Origin of the sequence: Kitasatospora sp. Root107, assembly GCF_001424875.1 — a bacterium.
GTDB lineage: Bacteria > Actinomycetota > Actinomycetes > Streptomycetales > Streptomycetaceae > Kitasatospora.
The window spans coordinates 156,659-172,988 of sequence record NZ_LMCT01000034.1 but is presented as its reverse complement, the minus strand read 5'-3'; the positions used below and the strand labels follow the sequence as shown (position 1 = coordinate 172,988).

The following is a 16,330-nucleotide window of genomic DNA, read 5'->3' as shown; positions in this document are numbered from 1 at the left end:
CGGCCAAGGGGCCGGTTCCGGGTTCACCCCGGGCACCGGCCCCCCGCCGTTCGGCCCACCACTCAGTGGTTGGCGTTCTCGTACTCCTTCATGACGTCCTCGGTCGAGCCGTCCATCACCAGCTCGCCCTTCTCGATCCAGATGGTCCGCTCGCAGGTGTCCCGGATCGAGTTGTTGTTGTGGCTGACCAGGAAGACCGTGCCGGCCTCCTTGCGCAGCTCACGGATCCGGTCCTCGGAGCGGCGCTGGAACTTCTGGTCGCCGGTGGCCAGCGCCTCGTCGATCAGCAGCACGTCGTGGGTCTTGGCCGCCGCGATCGAGAACCGCAGTCGGGCCGCCATGCCCGAGGAGTACGTACGCATCGGGAGCGAGATGAAGTCGCCCTTCTCGTTGATGCCCGAGAAGTCCACGATGTCCTGGTAGCGGGCCTTCACCTCGGCCGGGGACATGCCCATCGCCAGGCAGCCCAGGATGACGTTGCGGTCACCGGTCAGGTCGTTCATCAGCGCGGCGTTCACGCCCAGCAGCGAGGGCTGGCCGTTGGTGTAGATGGCACCACGCTCGGTCGGCAGCAGGCCGGCGATGGCCGCCAGCATGGTCGACTTGCCGGAGCCGTTCGAGCCGATCAGGCCGACCGCCTCGCCCCGGTACGAGGTGAAGCTGATCCCCCGGACGGCGTGCACCTCGCGGATCGCGGGCGAGCGCTTCTTGGAGATGATCCGGCTGAGCGCCGAGGTGGCGCTGCCCTTGCCCGAGCCGGCGCCGTGCACCTTGTAGACGATGTGCACGTCGTCCACCACCACGGTGGGGACGCGGGCGTCCTGGGTGTTCGTCATGCCGACCCCTCGGGTCTCGGTGGTAGCGGTGTCAGCCACGGCCGTACTCCTCCTCTGCCTTCCAGAAGAAGACGAAGCCGGCCACACCGGCGACGACCGCCCAGGCGAGCGCGATCAGCCAGACGTGCGGGGGCAGCGCGTCCTTGTTGTACGCGTTCGGCACGAAGCCGTAGCGGATCAGGTCCATGTACACCGAGGCCGGGTTCAGGCGGAACAGCACCCGGAAGAACGTGGGGAACTTGTCGACCGCACCCTGCACGCTGTACATCACGCCGGAGGTGTACATCCAGGTGCGCAGCAGGAACGGCATCAGCTGGGCCATGTCGCTGGTCTTGGCGCCGATCCGGGCCATCGCCAGCGCCAGGCCGGTGTTGAAGCCGCACTGCAGCAGCAGCGCCGGGATGACCAGCAGCCAGGTCATCGTAGGCAGTTGGAAGAACGCCACGATGACGACCAGCACGACCATCGAGATCAGCAGTTGCTGAAGCTGGATCACCGTGAAGGCGATCGGCAGCGCCGCCCGGGGGAAGTGCAGCGCCCGGATCAGCCCGAGGTTGTCGGAGATCGACCGGGTGCCGGAGAGCACCGCGCTCTGGCTGAACTGGAAGACGAAGACGCCGATGCAGAGCCAGGCGATGTAGTCGTCGCCGACCTCGTTCTTGCCGTTCATCATCACGCCGAAGACCAGGTAGAACACCGCACAGTTGAGCAGCGGTGTCAGCACCTGCCACACCTGGCCGAGTTTGGCCGTGGTGTACTGCGCGACCAGTCGCGCGGTGGCGAACGCGACGATGAAATGGCGCCGGGCCCAAAGCTCTCGCACGTACTGGGAGAAACCGGGCCGCTTGCCGCTCACCGACAGGCCGTACTTGGCCGCGAGCTGCTTCGGGGTCAGACCCGCGTCAACGCCGCCGGGTGCGGAGAAGTTGACGGAGTCACTCACTGTCGACACATTCGTCCTTCACGGGATCGGATAACCAGGCTTCCGCCGAGGGGGAGCGGCGGAGGTCCGGGCAGACCCACCGAAATCACGGGTGGATGTTCCGGTCCGGCGGCAGGGGGCCACCGGAAGATTCTGCGATCAGATGATTGGTGGTCGGCCCATCCTGGTCAACCGCCATACCGTATGCCATCGCATCGGCTTGCGCGGACCACACTGTTCGCGCCAGCCGGCCCGGAATCCGCCCAGCCAGGCCTTGAATGCCGCACCGGAAGGGCGGCGGACCAGGGTGAGCAGAATCCAGACTCCCAGGTAGAGAGGCACCAGAGGGGCCGGAAGGTTCCGTCGCGCCAGCCACACCCGGTTCCGGGCCACGTTGTGGAAGTACGTGGCGTGCCGGGCCGGGGAGGTGGTGGGGTGGAACAGCACCACGTCAGCGCGGTAGTCGATCAGCCAGCCGGCGTCCTGTGCGCGCCAGGCGAGGTCGGTCTCCTCGTGCGCGTAGAAGAACTCACCGGGCAGCTGTCCGGCCTGGGTGAAGACCTTGCTCCGGACGGCGCTGGCGCCGCCCAGGAAGGTGGTCACCCGGGACGAGCGCAGCGGGTCGCTGGCCCGCAGCCGGGGGACGTGCCGACGGGCCGTCGCCCCGGTCACCGGGTCGGCGATCCGGAACGAGACGATGCCCAGCTGCGGGTCGTCCTCGAACGCCCGGCGGAGCAGCTCGGCCGAGTCGGTGTTCGGCAGCAGGCCGTCGTCGTCCAGGAAGAGCACCGCGTCGACGTCGCAGCCGTCCTTGCCGAACAGCTCGATGCCGACGTTGCGCCCGCCGGGGATGCCGAGGTTCTCCGGCAGCTCGACGGAGCGGACGTCCGCCGGGAGCGCGGGCAGCGGCGCACCGTTGCCCACCACGGCCAGCTCGACGGCCGGGCCCTGCTGGTTGCGGACCGACTCGATCAGGGCGTTCAGCTCGTCCGGCCGGTTGCCCATCGTGATGATGACGGCGCCGAGCCGGAAGCCGTCGCTCATCGCAGCCTGCTGGAGAGCACGATGCTGAGCAGGTGCAGCACGGTCTGCAGCATCGCGATCGCGGCCAGCACGACCACCGCGAGCCGGGTGAAGAACAGGTCTCCGGCGACCGCGTCGGCGATCCCGGCGGCCAGGATCAGCAGCGAGGCCTCGACCGCACCGACCAGGCGGTGGAACTTCAGGAAGGCGGCGGCCTTGCGGGCCTTGGCCACCCCGGCGGAGCGCGGCACGGCGGCGGCGTCCTCCACCGCGGTCAGCCCGCTGCGGGCCCGGGCCACGTCCACCAGGTCGGTCTCCGACTTGATCAGGATGGCGCCGAGCGCGGCGAGCGTGCCGAGGAAGGCCCACTCCCAGTGCGAGGCACTGCCCTGACGGTGGAACAGGTCGGTGGCCCGCAGACCGAGGCCGGTGAGCAGCGCCGCCTCGGACATGTAGTGGCCGACCCGGTCCAGGTAGACCCCGGTCAGCGAGGTCTGCCGGCGCCAGCGGGCCACCTCGCCGTCGACACAGTCGAGCAGCAGGTACACCTGGATCAGCACGGCGCCGAGGACCGCACCGGCGAGGCCGGGGATCACCAGCGCGGCACCGGCCAGAATGCCGGTGAACATCATCAGGTAGGTCAGGCCGTTGGGCGTGATCGCCGTGACGGTGGAGAGCACCCGGGTGATCCGCAGCGAGATCCTGCGCATGTAGAGGCGCCCGGCCCAGTGCTCCGCGCTACGGCGCTGGAGCATGCCCTCGGGGTGGATGACGGCGCGCAGCTCCTCGATCGAGGGGCGGCGGGTCAGATCGACCTCGGGGCGGTCAGCTGTTGACGGCTTGGACATAGTCGGCGTACGAATCCCTGATGTCAGAGGGGCTGAGGTCCAGGTGTTCCAGGATGGTGAACCGTCCCGGACGGGTGTTCGGAGCGTAGTGCACCGCCTGGGTGAACTCCTCCTCGGTGAAGCCGATCTGACCCGCGGTCACCGGCAGCCCGTGGAACCGGAGTCGGTCCACGATCAGGCCGGTGAGCTCGCGCTCGCCCCGCAGGAAACTGGCGAAGGCCGCGCCGAGGCCGACCTGTTCGCCATGCTGGGCCGATCGCTTGGGGAAGAGCACGTCCAGGGCGTGCGAGATCTCGTGACAGGCACCCGAGGATGGCCGGGTGCTGCCCGCGATGTTCATCGCGATGCCGGACAGTACCAGGGCCTCCGCGAGCGTGGTGAGGAGGTCCCGGTCCTCCAGCGAACCGGGGTGCCGGAGCAGGTTCTCCCCCGCCGACCTGGCCATCGCCACGGCCAGCCCGTCCACCGGCTCGCCGGTGACGGAGTGCGAGAGCTCCCAGTCCGCGCAGGCCGAGAGATTGGAGACCACGTCGCCGATCCCGGCCGCCACGAAGCGCGGCGGCGCCTGCCTGATCACGTCCAGGTCCACCACGATCCCGATCGGGCTGGGCACCCCGTAGGAGCCCCGCCCGGCGTCGTTGTCGAGGGTGGAGACCGGCGAGCAGATGCCGTCGTGCGCCAGGTTGGTGGCCACCGCGACCAGCGGCAGCCCGACCCGCGCAGCGGCGTACTTGGCGGCGTCGATGATCTTGCCACCGCCGAGCCCGACCATGGCGTCGTAGTGCCCGGCCCGCATCTGCTCGGCCAGCCGCACCGCACTGTCCAGGGTGCCGTCGGCCACCTCGTACCAGTCGGCGCCCGGCAGCGCGGGCTCCAGCCGTTCCCGCAGCCGGGCACCGGAGCCGTTGCTGATCGCCACCGCGATCCGCCCGGAGGCGGACAGCCGCTGGTCCGCAAGGATGCCGCCGAGCGCGTCCAGCGCGCCCGCGCGGATCTCCACGAAGACCGGCGACGGCACCAGTCGGGTCAGTACTGGCACGCGATCTCCCGCGCCTTCGCCAGGTCGGCGTGGTTGTCGACCTCGACCCAGGAGACCTCGCCGATCGGCTGCACGTCGATCCGCAGCCCCCGGTTCACCATCTCCTGGTAGCCGTCCTCGTAGTACAGCTGCGGGTCGCGCTCGAAGGTGGCCTTCAGGGCGTCGCTCAGGTCGGCGGCGGCCGAGGGGTTGATGACGGTGACCCCGATGTACTCGCCGGTGGCCTCGGCCGGCTCCATCAGCTTGGTGATCCGGCGCATCCCGGTGACCGGGTCGACGATCACCTTCATCTCCTCGTCGGCGAGCTTCTTCACCGTGTCGAGGGCGAGCAGGATGCCGGGGGCGTGGCCCTCGGTCAGCAGCCGGTCGTTGCCGTCCAGCATGGTGCGCTGCACCGAGGCCGGGTGCACGGTGTCGCCGTTGACGAGCAGCAGGCCCTCGCCGAACAGGTCCCGGGCGCACCAGAGCGAGTAGGCGTTGTTCCACTCCTCGGCCTTGTCGTTCTCGACCAGGGTGAGCTTGACGCCGTACTTCTGCTCCAGGGCGTCCTTGCGGTCGTACACCGCGTCCTTGCGGTAACCCACCACGATGGCGGCCTCCCGCAGGCCGACCTCGGCGAAGTTGCCGAGGGTGAGGTCCAGGACGGTCCGCTCCCCGTCCACCGGCACCAGAGCCTTCGGCAGGGTGTCGGTGTACGGGCGCAGCCGGCGGCCGGCGCCGGCTGCCAGAACGAGGCCGATCATGCGGTGTCTCCTGAATCGTCGTGTTCTGCTGTGACATCGCCGAAGACCCGGAAGTGGACGCTCTCCGCGACCACCACCAGGGCGAGCACGACCGCCAGGGCCACCAGCACTCCCTGGACGGCAGCGGCCCCCGGCAACTGCTGACCGACGGGCCCGGTGGGGGTTCCGCCGTACGCGAGCACGGCCGCCGGGGTGACGAGCAGGACCCGGCTCTCCTACCCGCCGGTCGCCCGTACCAGCCAGCCGGCCGGTGCTCCGGTGCCGCCACGCAGGCGGGGCACCGTGTCGTAGTGATGGTAGGCGACTACGGCGACCAGCCCGAAAGCGGTGGGCGGCGCCCCGGTGTCCAGTCGGGGGCGGCGACCGCGGTGCACGGCGTGGACAGCGAAACTCACTCGCACCGATCGAGGCTACCGGACGAGGGTTCCCGGCCCGGCCGAACCGATCATCACTCCGGGCCCGTCGGCCCCGACCCGGCAATGCTCAGAAAACGGCGCGAGCGGACCGCAGTCGATCACGTATCGAACAGGCTGTCTGGTCATCCGGCCCTTCCAGGTCCTCGTGTGCGTCGCGCCCATTCGGGTAGCAAGCCATACGGCAGACTGGCTCCCGGGCGCCCGCGCGGCGTTCCGGTTGGGCCGGCCCAGCCCTCGCCTTCCCCTGGTCCCCGTTTCCGAAAGAGGCCCCATGCCCGAGACCCGACCGACCGGTCAGACCCTGCTCGCCGAAGACAGCGGCGTCGCCTCGACTCCTGCGGAGATCCTGCTGGAGCTCGTCGACGACGAGGGTGTGACCATCGGCACCGCCGAGAAACTCTCGGCCCATCAGCAGCCGGGCCGGCTGCACCGGGCGTTCTCGGTCTTCCTGTTCGACCGCCAGGGCCGGATGCTGCTCCAGCGCCGCGCCCTGACGAAGTACCACTCCCCCGGTGTCTGGTCGAACACCTGCTGCGGCCACCCGTACCCCGACGAGCAACCCTTCGTCGCCGCCGCCCGTCGCACCGCCGAAGAGCTGGGAGTCGCTCCCGCCCTGCTCTGCGAGGCCGGCACCGTCCGCTACGACCTGCCCGACGAGGCCAGCGGCCTGATCGAGCGGGAGTGGAACCACCTCTTCGTCGGCCTGGTCACCGCCGACCTGGCACCGGACCCGGACGAGGTCGACGACACCCTCTTCGTCACCGCGGAGGAGCTCAAGGCCCTGGAGGCGGAGAAGCCCACCTCGGTCTGGTTCCGGACGGTCTTCGAGGCCGCACTCCCCGGCATCCGCGAGATCGCCGGACGGGACTGGTAGGCGAGCTTTCGCCCTGGGGTCTTCCCGGGGTCTAACGCCGGGGGTGCCAGTCGCCCCCGGCGTTCCCGTCCCGGCGCTGCCGGGGCACGGGCAGCGGGAGCGAGGCCCAGATCACCTTGCCGCCCTCGCCGGTCCGCTCCACGTCGCACACTCCGCCGGCCTGCAGCGTCACGCTCTTCACCAGCAGCAGCCCCCGGCCGCCGAGCTGCCCGAGGTCGCTCTCCAGCGCCTTCGGCCGGTACGGGTGACCGTCCTCCACCGAGACCCTGACCCAGCCGTCGTCGATCACCAGCTCCGTGGTCAGCTGCGGGGACAGCACCGCGGCGTGCGTGACCGCGTTGCTGACCAGCTCGGAGACGATCAGCAACAGGTCGTCGATCAGCTCCTGGTAGTCCTGCCCCGCCATCCCCTGCGCCAGCAGCCGGTCCCGCACCGCATGCCGGGTCTGCGGGACGGAGGCCTCGTGCGCCACCGCCGAGAACCGCCAGATCCCCTGCACCGGACCTGCACTCGGCCCGCCACTCGGCCCCCTGGTCGGCACCGCCGTCAGCCGTCTCGTCACTGGCTCGGCCGGTCCTCTGGTCTGCTCCACGTCAAGCCGCCCTTCGCACTGGACCACCGAGGCTAGGAGAACGAAAGTCAACAGCGGCTCAGCGACTGCAACTTGACGCGGCGTGGCGTGTCCCGACCGTTCCACGACCGATCCTGACCGATCCCATGCACCTTCAGGTCGACCGCCGACGGAACATTCACGACCCCGACTGCTCCTCCACACCTGCCGGAGGCACCGCCTCCACCTCCCCCTGCCTCCGCTGCCCCTCCTCCGCCACTCCGTCCGTTCTGTACCGATCCGTCCCCCTCTCCCGATCGACACCCCCACAGGCACCCCGGACCCGGAAGAAACGCAGGTGAGAAGCACTCCCACAGCCTGGTAGTGTTCTCTCTGTCGCCAAGGGGAACAGCACGAATCACCCCAAGGCACACACCCTGTCCGGGTGGCGGAATGGCAGACGCGCTAGCTTGAGGTGCTAGTGCCCTTTATCGGGCGTGGGGGTTCAAGTCCCCCCTCGGACACCAGCTAAGACCCCACTTCACGTGGGGTTTTTTGCTTTCCCGGCTCCGCGCGGCGGCCGCGTGACCAACCATGTGACCCACGGGAATGATCTTGCCCTAGATCGGCGCGGCGAGACCCACCCGGCTGGACGTGGTGGCCGCCGCCTTCTTGGCCGCGCGACAGCCCTCGGATGCGACTGACGTGCCACCTCACCCTGAGGCCATCGTCCGAACTGTCAGGCATGCCTCGTACGCTCCCCCGCATGAATGATCAAGCTTGGGCTGGTGTGAGGGAACGTGTGCACTCGCTAGGGGTCCGCCCGGCGAGTTCGGGTGTGTTCGGTTCCTGGGGGCATCGGTTTGCCTTGGACGAGCCGTTGACGCCGGCCGACGTGGCTGACCTCGAAGGCCAGATAGGTGCTGTTCTGCCTGAGGAGTACCAAGCGTTTCTCCTCCAGGTCGGAGCCGGCGGAGCCGGCCCGGCGTACGGCGTCTTCCCGGTACGTCGTATCCAGGGCCGCTGGCGCTGGGAGGGAGACGGCGCGGAGCTTGCCGACCTGTCCAGGCTGGCTGAGCCGTTTCCCCGGCTGGGTCCTGACCCGGACCTGGTCAGGACCCTGTGGGAACAGCGCCCGGAGGAGGAGGACTTCGATGAGATCGAGGACTTCGACGACGCCATCGAGGCATGGGACGAACGATGGGAGCCGGTGATGTTCTCCCCGGACCGCACGGTCGGCGCCATCGTGATCTCGCATCTCGGCTGTGCCGCCCGCCAGTGGCTGATCGTCAGCGGCTCTGAGGCAGGCCGGATCTGGTCCGACAACCGGGCGGACGACGAGGACCTCACCCCGCTGCTTGACGAGCACGGCGCAGCGAAGACTTTCGGACGCTGGTACCTGGACTGGCTCAATGAGAGCGAGCAGCGAGGCCGTTCGTAGTTCTCGCTCGCCCGACAGGTACGGCGTCGTCGGCCGTCGGCGTTTGGCTTTCGCCCCGGGGCTGCCAGTGGCGGCGAGGTCGCCAACGGCCCTCCCGAGCTCCGGCAGGTCGACGGCCGATCGGGGGCAATCCTATTCCGACGGAACTCCACCAGGAATCACTTCCTGGCTTCCATCGGGCAGCCAGACGACCAAGGCGCCGTCGTCCCAGTCGTACTCGGCCTCGTTGGCTTCGAAGAGCTCCTCCAGGTACCCCCACGGATCGCCGCCCGAGCCTTTGATCCGCTTCTCGTCCCCTTCGTTCAGAAATCGGGAGTTCGGCGCTCCGAAAACTCTGGGGCTACCGAGCGGGCGCTCTCCGGAGGGGCCGAGCATCCTCACGACGAACTCGGCCATGCCGAAGTCGAAGCGTGCGAAGTCCCCTTCACGATTGCGAACCACCACAGGCCACTGGTCGGGATCGGCGGCGGCGGTGTCCCAGTAGAGGACAGCGGCGTCGACCGTCATCCCCCAGCAGATCAATCCTCCCTCGTCCGGCCATACCAGGTAAGGCCATTCACCGTCCTCCTGTTGCAACGACCTCGCGACAGAGGTGAGTTCACTGACCGCGCACTCCTTGAGATCCGAAGTAGGATCGAGAACTGTCGCGACTACCAGGTAGTCATCGATCGTCCCGGCACCGTAGACGGCCAGGAAGTCACGATAGTCACCGGGGAAGGCCACACCCCATCGTGTGACCACCTGACCCCAGTCCGTCGGACTTCCGGCCGGCTCGGACGGCGGCTGCAGAAGGGTGGTCAGCAGTTCTACCGACGGATGCAGCATGGATTGCTTCCACTCCGATTACTTGACGCCCGGCGTAGGCAACGCACTACCTCATGCCGGAACAGGGCAAGTTCGTCGAGGGCGACCGCATCGATGCGCCCGTGAAACCGGCTACTGATGGTCGACCTGGGCTGGGATGGATCGCCCGGCGAGTCGACCGCGCCGGGTGCCAGGAACGGTTCGTCACCCAGCGCTGCCACGGTGTCGGGCTGCACACCGCAGGCGAGCGGCTGGACCTGCTGATCGGTGCGGTCACCGAGACCGGATTCGACATCGCCTCGGTGGAACGGGAATTCGTCGTGCATGGACAGCAACCTCGCGGTCGACGACGGCTGGTTGGAACTCGTAGGGGAGCAGGCGCGATGAGTCAGGACTGGGAAACGTTCGGCTGCCGGAGCAGAAGGTGCCGCAGACTCCGCTCGACGACAGCCGACGTGAGCCGTACGGCGTACCGCTGACGCTCCGTCCGGTGCAGCACCCGTAGGCCGTCCAGCAACTGATCTTCGACCCGGCGCTCAAGCAGCACTCGAACGCCTCCCGGGCCGCCGCCCCCCGGTTCGCCGACCCCTCCGTGGACGCCGCCTGGCTGACGGCTCGCCGCCACGCCGTCCCGCACGACCCCGCAGCATGACGCCTGGACCGGCCGAACACCCCGCGCCGCGAGCACATCACTTTGACGGTCAATCCGCTTTTGCACTGACCCACAAACAGAGAATCGCCCCGACCCACAAGGTCCGGGGCATCTTCGTCAGGTCCAGCCCGATTGACTGTCCGTCAGGGGTGGTTGAGCGAGCGTCTGCTGGGGTCGCTGTTGGACCAGGCCCATGAGCTGCCGGTCGGGCTGATCGCTGCGTAGCTCGCCGACGCGCTGCATAGGTTCGGCGGCCGTGACCCGGCGCTCCTGCTGCAGGACTACGGCCAGCTGGTTCTGGCGTCGTTGCCTGGCCGGGGGTTGGCCGCCGTGGAGCCGGTGCCGATCGACGGATCCCCCGCTGGTGCGGCCTTTCTGAGCGGTGCTCCCGTTGAGGTGCCGCAGAGAGACGGGGTGCGGTTGTACCTGCCGCTGCTGGGCGGAGGTGACGAGATGGAGGTGCTGGCCCTGACGCTGGACGCCGTCAGTAGCGGTGACCGTCGGCTTCCGCGCCGGTTTGCCGGTCTCGTCGCGGATCTGCTGGCCACCAAGAGCCCCTACACCGACCGGATCTTCCAGCTCCGGCGCCTGGAGCCGATGAGTGTCGCCGCAGAGATCCAGTGGTCGCTACTTGATCCGCCTGGACACCGGAACCGGTCACCTGCAGTGGGTCAAAGCCGGCCATCCCGCGCCGCCGCTGATCCGCGACCATGTTGTCGTCGAGCGGTTGGAGACCGAGACCACGCTGCCGGTGGGATTCGGCGGAGAGGAGCCGGTAATCAGCGAGCGGTTGCTGCGGCACGGCGACCGGGTCCTGTGCTTCACGGACGGCCTGGTCGAGGAGCGCGAGGCGGGAGGGGAGCAGTTCGGGGAGGAACAACTCATCGACTGGATCAACCTCGTCGAGCGTTCGCAGGCCGGGGTGCGGGCCGTGGTGCGCGCGCTCTCCCACGTCCTGAAGGAGAAGCGGGGCGGGCACACAAGTGACGACGCCACCCTGTTCCTGATCGAGTGGCGCTGAGACACCGGCACCTCGCGGCGGCTCTCGCGATACCGGCCGGACAGGCCCTGTGTGGGCGCAATGACGTGGGGATATCGGGGGCGGACCGAGCCCCCCGTTCCCAGGGATCGGCCCTCGGCGGGCCTGTGCCCGTCGAGGCCTGGGCGTCGGCGGAGCCGTCGAGGGACCGGCATCAGGTGGACGGCGTCACCTTCGAGTACGACTCGCGGATCCCCCCGGTCGCCGTTGGCCCGTCCGCCTCATACGGTCGTGTTCGGGGGCGGGATCGTTGTCACAGGAGGCCACGATGGGGCATTACCGGTGGGTTCTGGAGACCCAGGACGACGATGGCCACTGGTCCCGGCGGGACGGTGCTCCCATGCAGAATCCGCGGCCAACCACCTGCGGGACGTGTTCGTGCGCAAGCTCTCCCTGCCCGCTCCCGGCCCCCGGGCGGTCAGGATCCGCCTCTGGGAAGGAGCCGATACCGTCGGCGAACCCCAGGCCGAGACCGAGTGGTCACGCGAGTGACACACGGCAACCAGGTGCCGCAGCTGGCACGGCAGGTCATGCCACCACCACGCGAATGAGTGAACCGTTCGAGTGGCGGTCAGATGCCGGCGGCGGTGCGGATGGCCCGGACGGTGCCGTCGGGGTCCGGGTCGGTGACGGCCAAGCGGGTGTACGGCGAGGAGCGCCACAGGTCGACGCATACGACGGGCCGGTGGGCTCGGACTCGGACAGCCGAGAAGTCCTTCCCCTCGGGATGGGGACGGATGCCGTAGGACAGGACTCCGGGAATCCAGGTACCTCGTCCGCGCACGCCGCGCAGAGCACGCCACCAGTCGGGCTCGACGCTCACCTGATGGATCGCGGACACGGGTGCGCGGACGTCACGGCGACGCGCCGCGGCCTTCTCCCACCACGACAGGTCAACGATGAGGTCATCGCCCTTCACCACGAGCCGCGCCATCGCTCCTCCGTACCGCCTTCCGGCGTTACGCCGGTTATTGCCGTTGGGTCGTCACTCGGCTGGGGATGGCGCCGACGCCATCCCCACCGTCGCGATCCAGGACGGTCCTCGCCCGCACCAACCATCTCCTTCCCGACCTGGACGCCACCATGCGCGCCAGCTGCGCGTCGACCTGGTGGGCCGATAGGACTGGCCGGCCGGTGCGAACCTGTGCGGATCGCGGCTGGAGGCAGGCCGGCCGACCCCTGCACTGTTGGACCGGAGACCACGACGACCGGTCGGAGTACGGTGGGGACACCGGGGGCGGTTCGGATCGGATGCCGGCTGTCCGTGGCATCGTCCTCGGTGGTGAGCGGGCTCTTCCAGGGCCTGCGGATGGGTGGCGGGCCATGGCGGATGACTCCGACACGCCGTTCTCGGCGCTCCTGCCGGACCGGTTCCGCGAGGCGGCGAAACCGGGTTCGGTTCTGCTGAGGCTGGAGACGACGCGGTCGCGCGAGGGGACGCTCGATGGTGCGTGGTGGCCTCGTTCCCGTGACGTCGGTGCCGAGCTGCCCGGCCTGGTCACTGCGCTGACCGAGCACCTGGGCCCTGTCACGAGCATCGGCCTGGATGCGGACGCGTGGGACGACGTCCCGGCCCGTCTGGTCGTCGACGGCCGGTCCGTGCACATCAACTGGTACCCGGTCGGTGATGACACGGTGATCATCACGCGGGGTGACCGCGATCATTTCGCGCTGCTCGTCGTCCCTCCGCAAGCAAGCCTCGACGCGGCCCATGCCGCGATGGCGCGGGCGGTCGAGGCCGGCGGCACCGACTCGGCGCGGCGGATCCTCATCGCCACCGGCATCAGCTCCGAGCCTTCCGGCGAATCGTTCTGACCGATGCGCCACCCGGATGAGCTCTTCGGGTGGCCAGGAAAGACGTGGTGGAGACATGTCCGTCTACGTGAAACTCTCGGTCGAGGCCCGGACCCCGTCCGAGCCGTCCAAGGGGCCGTTGGACATGCAGTACCAGGACGTCCCCGGCGGCCTCACGTACGAGTACGACCTGCACCCCAGCGGAGCGCTGCGGATCCTGCGCGTCTTCGAGGACACTCCGCACGCGGTCGAGGCTTGCTTCAGCCCCGGGGCATGGCTCGAGGTTGCGGGCACCTATCTGCGAAGCGGTTCCGCGTACTGATCCGCAGGTCCTGCCGGCGCACCCCCTCCGGTTGTAAGCATCGACTGCGGCCCCCGGGAGGCTGCCGGCCGCACGGCCAACGCCTGTCCCGGGTGACCCAATCGGACCGGCAGCTGCAGTAATGAACTGACGCGACGGAATTCGCGCACCTGACTTGCCCGAATTCGCGCTTTACCGGAGTACCTTGGAGAGTGCCGGAGAACCTACCGGCAGGACGATCACGAGGAGGTAAATATGCAGATCAGAGAAGCAGGAGCCCTGATTCTGCGGCTCGTGATCGCGAAATCCCAACCAGGCCTTTCGGTCGGGAGATAACGGGACCACTTCGGCGCCCGGGGGGCAGATACAAATCCTGTTGTTCAGATCAGCGTTTATGCAGGGCGTGGGCCGTTTCCGCAGGAATGCGGGGGCGGCCTTTTTGTTGGTTCCGTCAAGTGACAGTCGCAGTGCGATCCCGTCACGCTGCCATAAGCGCTCGGGCCGCTTTCAGCCCCCGCATTCTGACAGGTGACCGGGCGACTCGGGGAATACCGCTCCCTGCCACCGGAGGAGACGTGACGTGATGAGTCCCGACGGACAGCGTTCCGTCGTGGTCGGCGTCGATCCCGAACGCCCCAGCCGCATGGTGCTCGCCTGGGCCGCCGATGAGGCGAATCGGCGCCACGTGCCGGTGTGTGTCGTGCAGGCGTGGAAACCCGTGACCCGCGAGGGCAGGAACTGCGACGCCTGCAGGAGACCTGCTGCGCAGCGACACCACCGCCCACCGGGTCACCCCGCTGCAGCGGCCCGGACTACGGCGCGTGGCCTTCAACCTCGCCTACACCACACCCGTCCGCCCGCCGGGCAACGGCAACGCCTTCGGCAGCCCTGCTGTACCAGTGAGCAGGCCCGACGGGCCGGGCGTGACGAGATCCCGCTGCGCCTCGGTGAACCCGCCTTCTGGCAGGACAAGCCGAACCCCACCCATCGGGTGTCTTCTCTCAGCGCCGCCCGGAATACCGGACACTGGCCTCGACCTCGCGCTCACCGTCCATCAAGTCGGCGACGTCCCTCACGTCGACGCAGGATCCCTCGACGGCGTTCGAGGCCGCGATGGCACTGGCCCTGCGGGCCTTGCGCAGGACACAGGCCGGCGCCAGTCGGCAGGGGACCTGCCGGGGCGGGAAAGTCAGGGAAGCTCGTCGGCGATCGCGTCCACGAAAGCGGTGAGTTCGGCCCGAGCGACCGGATCGGCCACCGCCTCCGGCAGCGCGCGCCGGGCCAGCTCGATGTGCTCCTCGATCCGCTCCTCGAGCCACCTTCGACCACCGCACTCCTCGATCAGGGCAGCGACGCGCCCGAGCCGTTCGGGGTTGGGTTCGTCGGTGCCGTCGTAAAAGGCAGCCAGCTCGTCCCGGGCCGGGCCGTGGGCTTGCAGGGCGACGGCCACGAAGCACCTAGCCTTACGCCGCCGCAGATCTGCCAGCGAATCCTCCAGTGACTCCCGGGAGGTGCCCCAGACTCCCTCCCAGTCGTCGAAGAAGGCCATCGCCATACCGGCGTGATAGCCGAACCGCTCCGCTGACTCCACCTCACTCTCCGTCGCCCCACGCACCAGCGCGCCGACCATGGCGACACCGGCGGTGGGGAACGCGATGGTGTTCTCCAGCAGGTCGAGCGACTCCCGCAGACCGGCTCGCGAACTGCCTTCTGACTGCAGGTCACGAATCTGACCGGAGCAGCACTCCCGGATGGCGAAGGCGGCACGCCGGCTCAGCTCGACCGCGGCCCGGGGCGTCTCCTCCCTGGCCAGCAGTTCGAAGGCCAGGCAGTACAGCGCGACTCCGACCTGGATGGCGGCTGCCACGCCAAAAGCGTTCCACAGCGTCGGTCGCCCCTTGCGGAGCATCTCCCGGTCCTGGATGTCGTCGTGCACGGTACCGGCGGCGGACATCAGCGTGGCCGCGACGGCGGCATTGCGGACGCCGTCCCAGGCCTCCCTGGTGTTGCCCGCGCACAGCAGCGCAATCAGCGCAGGCCGCCGCCGGAGGCCCAGTGGGGTGGACGGGCTGCCGCCGGCGTCGGTCCAGCCGAAGTGGTACTCCGCCATCCGCCTGACGGGCTGGCTGAGCATGGCCGTCGCCCCACGCAACGCGGGCTCCATGTAGGCGATCACCTCCTCGGTGATCTGGTGTGACGTACGTTCAGTCTCCATGACGGCCTCCCTCTGCACTCCGGTCCTGTGGTCGCTGAGCAGCAGCTGACTCCCGGGTTCTCCTCAGCCTGATCACACTCCGTCCCCGCGAGAGGCACCTTCCACTCCCCCATTCACCCGTAGGAGCGGTGCTGTCCTCGGTAGGTGCAGGCCGGTCTTCAATCCTCCAGCCTTCATCCTGATCGGCTGTCAGCCGCCGGGGACCAGCCGGAATATCGACATCCCCGCGTCGGCGAGCCGACGTCCTGGATAGCCTGGGCTGCCATGGGTGTGATGAACAGGGCCCAGCTCGAGGCGATGGCCGAGGAGGCCACGGTCGACAGATCGTGGCCGTCGACCGCCAGTTGGGCGCAGGCCGGCTCGCCGAGGTCCGTGCGCTGTCCACCAGGGTCCGGGTGACCTCGACCAGGTTCACCAACAGGTACCAGTGGGGCGACTTCCGCGGGAGCCCGGGGAGGATGATGGAGCGGTACGACGCCCATCTCCACCTCGCCGACTGGGGCACCCGTCGGGTGATGCTCCGGCTGCCGAAACGTCTGCTGGACCTGCGCAGCGAGGACGAGGGCGGCGACTGGGACTCGGCTGCTGAGCCCGGAGTGTGATGCCCGGTCACGGAACGGTGCACAGCGCCAGACACTCGAGGCCAGGCCCATCGGAGCCGGCCTACCCAGCATCAGCCGCTGACTCTTCACCAGGAGGAGCGGCCAGACCGAGGCGCAGATCGCTGATCAGCGAGATACATGTGGGGAAAGGGTTTTTCCGACACATTGTCTGTACATGCTTCCGGTTCGCCGGGCAGTACAGATCGGCGCCCGTATCACGCCTTCGGCCAG

The 16,330-nt window shown here is 68.8% G+C and carries 16 protein-coding genes, 1 tRNA gene and 2 pseudogenes; 8 read left to right on the top strand and 11 right to left on the bottom strand.

Annotation, left to right across the window (positions count from 1 at the left end; genetic code table 11):
• Positions 1-62 precede the first annotated feature (62 nt).
• From ASC99_RS26240 to ASC99_RS41165, 7 genes and pseudogenes are all read right to left on the bottom strand, one after another.
• Positions 63-836, bottom strand: a complete 774-nt coding sequence (locus ASC99_RS26240; protein ID WP_057236674.1) for an ABC transporter ATP-binding protein — start codon at positions 834-836, stop codon at positions 63-65.
• 31 nt (positions 837-867) lie between these two features.
• Entirely contained in the window at positions 868-1,788 is a 921-nt protein-coding gene (locus tag ASC99_RS26235) for an ABC transporter permease (RefSeq protein WP_057236503.1), read from the bottom strand.
• 129 nt (positions 1,789-1,917) lie between these two features.
• The gene (locus ASC99_RS26230; RefSeq protein ID WP_057236501.1) at positions 1,918-2,802 is read right to left on the bottom strand and encodes a glycosyltransferase family 2 protein; all 885 of its coding nucleotides are present in this window, start codon (positions 2,800-2,802) and stop codon (positions 1,918-1,920) included.
• Positions 2,799-3,536 carry a CDP-alcohol phosphatidyltransferase family protein gene (locus ASC99_RS26225; protein ID WP_200948435.1) on the bottom strand — a complete coding sequence of 246 codons (738 nt, stop codon included), beginning with the start codon at positions 3,534-3,536 and terminating at the stop codon, positions 2,799-2,801. Before ASC99_RS26225 ends, ASC99_RS26230 begins: the two co-directional genes overlap by 4 nt.
• A 70-nt stretch (positions 3,537-3,606) precedes the next feature.
• Entirely contained in the window at positions 3,607-4,668 is a 1,062-nt protein-coding gene (locus ASC99_RS26220; protein WP_057236499.1) for an iron-containing alcohol dehydrogenase family protein, read from the bottom strand.
• Positions 4,656-5,411 carry a sugar phosphate nucleotidyltransferase gene (locus ASC99_RS26215; protein WP_057236497.1) on the bottom strand — a complete coding sequence of 252 codons (756 nt, stop codon included), beginning with the start codon at positions 5,409-5,411 and terminating at the stop codon, positions 4,656-4,658. Before ASC99_RS26215 ends, ASC99_RS26220 begins: the two co-directional genes overlap by 13 nt.
• Positions 5,408-5,752, bottom strand: a pseudogene (locus tag ASC99_RS41165) (DUF5941 domain-containing protein); the annotation flags it as partial. The pseudogene ASC99_RS41165 and the gene ASC99_RS26215, both read right to left, overlap by 4 nt.
• Before the next feature lie 346 nt (positions 5,753-6,098).
• On the opposite strand from ASC99_RS41165, the gene idi reads away from it, so the two are divergent.
• Entirely contained in the window at positions 6,099-6,701 is a 603-nt protein-coding gene (gene idi / locus ASC99_RS26200; protein ID WP_057236491.1) for an isopentenyl-diphosphate Delta-isomerase, read from the top strand.
• Between the two features lie 31 nt (positions 6,702-6,732).
• On the opposite strand, the gene ASC99_RS26195 is transcribed toward idi, so the two are convergent.
• Positions 6,733-7,263, bottom strand: coding sequence for an ATP-binding protein (locus ASC99_RS26195; protein ID WP_082598635.1), 531 nt, complete (start codon positions 7,261-7,263; stop codon positions 6,733-6,735).
• A gap of 427 nt (positions 7,264-7,690) precedes the next feature.
• On the opposite strand from ASC99_RS26195, the gene ASC99_RS26190 reads away from it, so the two are divergent.
• Both ASC99_RS26190 and ASC99_RS26185 read left to right on the top strand, forming a co-directional pair.
• Positions 7,691-7,778, top strand: a tRNA-Leu gene (locus ASC99_RS26190).
• Positions 7,779-8,017: 239 nt separating this feature from the next.
• Positions 8,018-8,692, top strand: coding sequence for an SMI1/KNR4 family protein (locus ASC99_RS26185; protein WP_057236671.1), 675 nt, complete (start codon positions 8,018-8,020; stop codon positions 8,690-8,692).
• Between the two features lie 132 nt (positions 8,693-8,824).
• Here ASC99_RS26185 and ASC99_RS26180 read toward each other — a convergent pair whose 3' ends face one another.
• The gene (locus ASC99_RS26180; RefSeq protein ID WP_157531751.1) at positions 8,825-9,517 is read right to left on the bottom strand and encodes a hypothetical protein; all 693 of its coding nucleotides are present in this window, start codon (positions 9,515-9,517) and stop codon (positions 8,825-8,827) included.
• Between the two features lie 53 nt (positions 9,518-9,570).
• Between ASC99_RS26180 and ASC99_RS38910 the strand changes: the two genes are divergently transcribed.
• Together ASC99_RS38910 and ASC99_RS26175 are read left to right on the top strand one after the other, a co-directional pair.
• Positions 9,571-9,975: a hypothetical protein gene (locus ASC99_RS38910; protein WP_157531750.1), complete on the top strand. Its 405-nt coding sequence runs from the start codon at positions 9,571-9,573 to the stop codon at positions 9,973-9,975.
• Positions 9,976-10,280: 305 nt separating this feature from the next.
• Positions 10,281-11,169: pseudogene (locus ASC99_RS26175) on the top strand (PP2C family protein-serine/threonine phosphatase).
• A gap of 589 nt (positions 11,170-11,758) precedes the next feature.
• Here the strand turns inward: ASC99_RS26175 and ASC99_RS26170 are convergent.
• Complete coding sequence (locus ASC99_RS26170) at positions 11,759-12,121, bottom strand: hypothetical protein (protein ID WP_057236485.1); 363 nt, start codon at positions 12,119-12,121, stop codon at positions 11,759-11,761.
• A gap of 389 nt (positions 12,122-12,510) precedes the next feature.
• Between ASC99_RS26170 and ASC99_RS26165 the strand changes: the two genes are divergently transcribed.
• Positions 12,511-13,002, top strand: coding sequence for a DUF5994 family protein (locus ASC99_RS26165; protein WP_057236483.1), 492 nt, complete (start codon positions 12,511-12,513; stop codon positions 13,000-13,002).
• Positions 13,003-13,057: 55 nt separating this feature from the next.
• Positions 13,058-13,303, top strand: coding sequence for a hypothetical protein (locus tag ASC99_RS26160; RefSeq protein ID WP_057236481.1), 246 nt, complete (start codon positions 13,058-13,060; stop codon positions 13,301-13,303).
• 1,168 nt (positions 13,304-14,471) lie between these two features.
• Here the strand turns inward: ASC99_RS26160 and ASC99_RS26155 are convergent.
• On the bottom strand, positions 14,472-15,497 hold the full coding sequence (locus ASC99_RS26155; RefSeq protein ID WP_057236479.1) for a polyprenyl synthetase family protein: 1,026 nt from the start codon (positions 15,495-15,497) through the stop codon (positions 14,472-14,474).
• A 326-nt stretch (positions 15,498-15,823) separates the two neighbouring features.
• On the opposite strand from ASC99_RS26155, the gene ASC99_RS26150 reads away from it, so the two are divergent.
• Entirely contained in the window at positions 15,824-16,099 is a 276-nt protein-coding gene (locus tag ASC99_RS26150) for a hypothetical protein (protein WP_057236477.1), read from the top strand.
• The last annotated feature ends 231 nt before the right edge of the window (positions 16,100-16,330 follow it).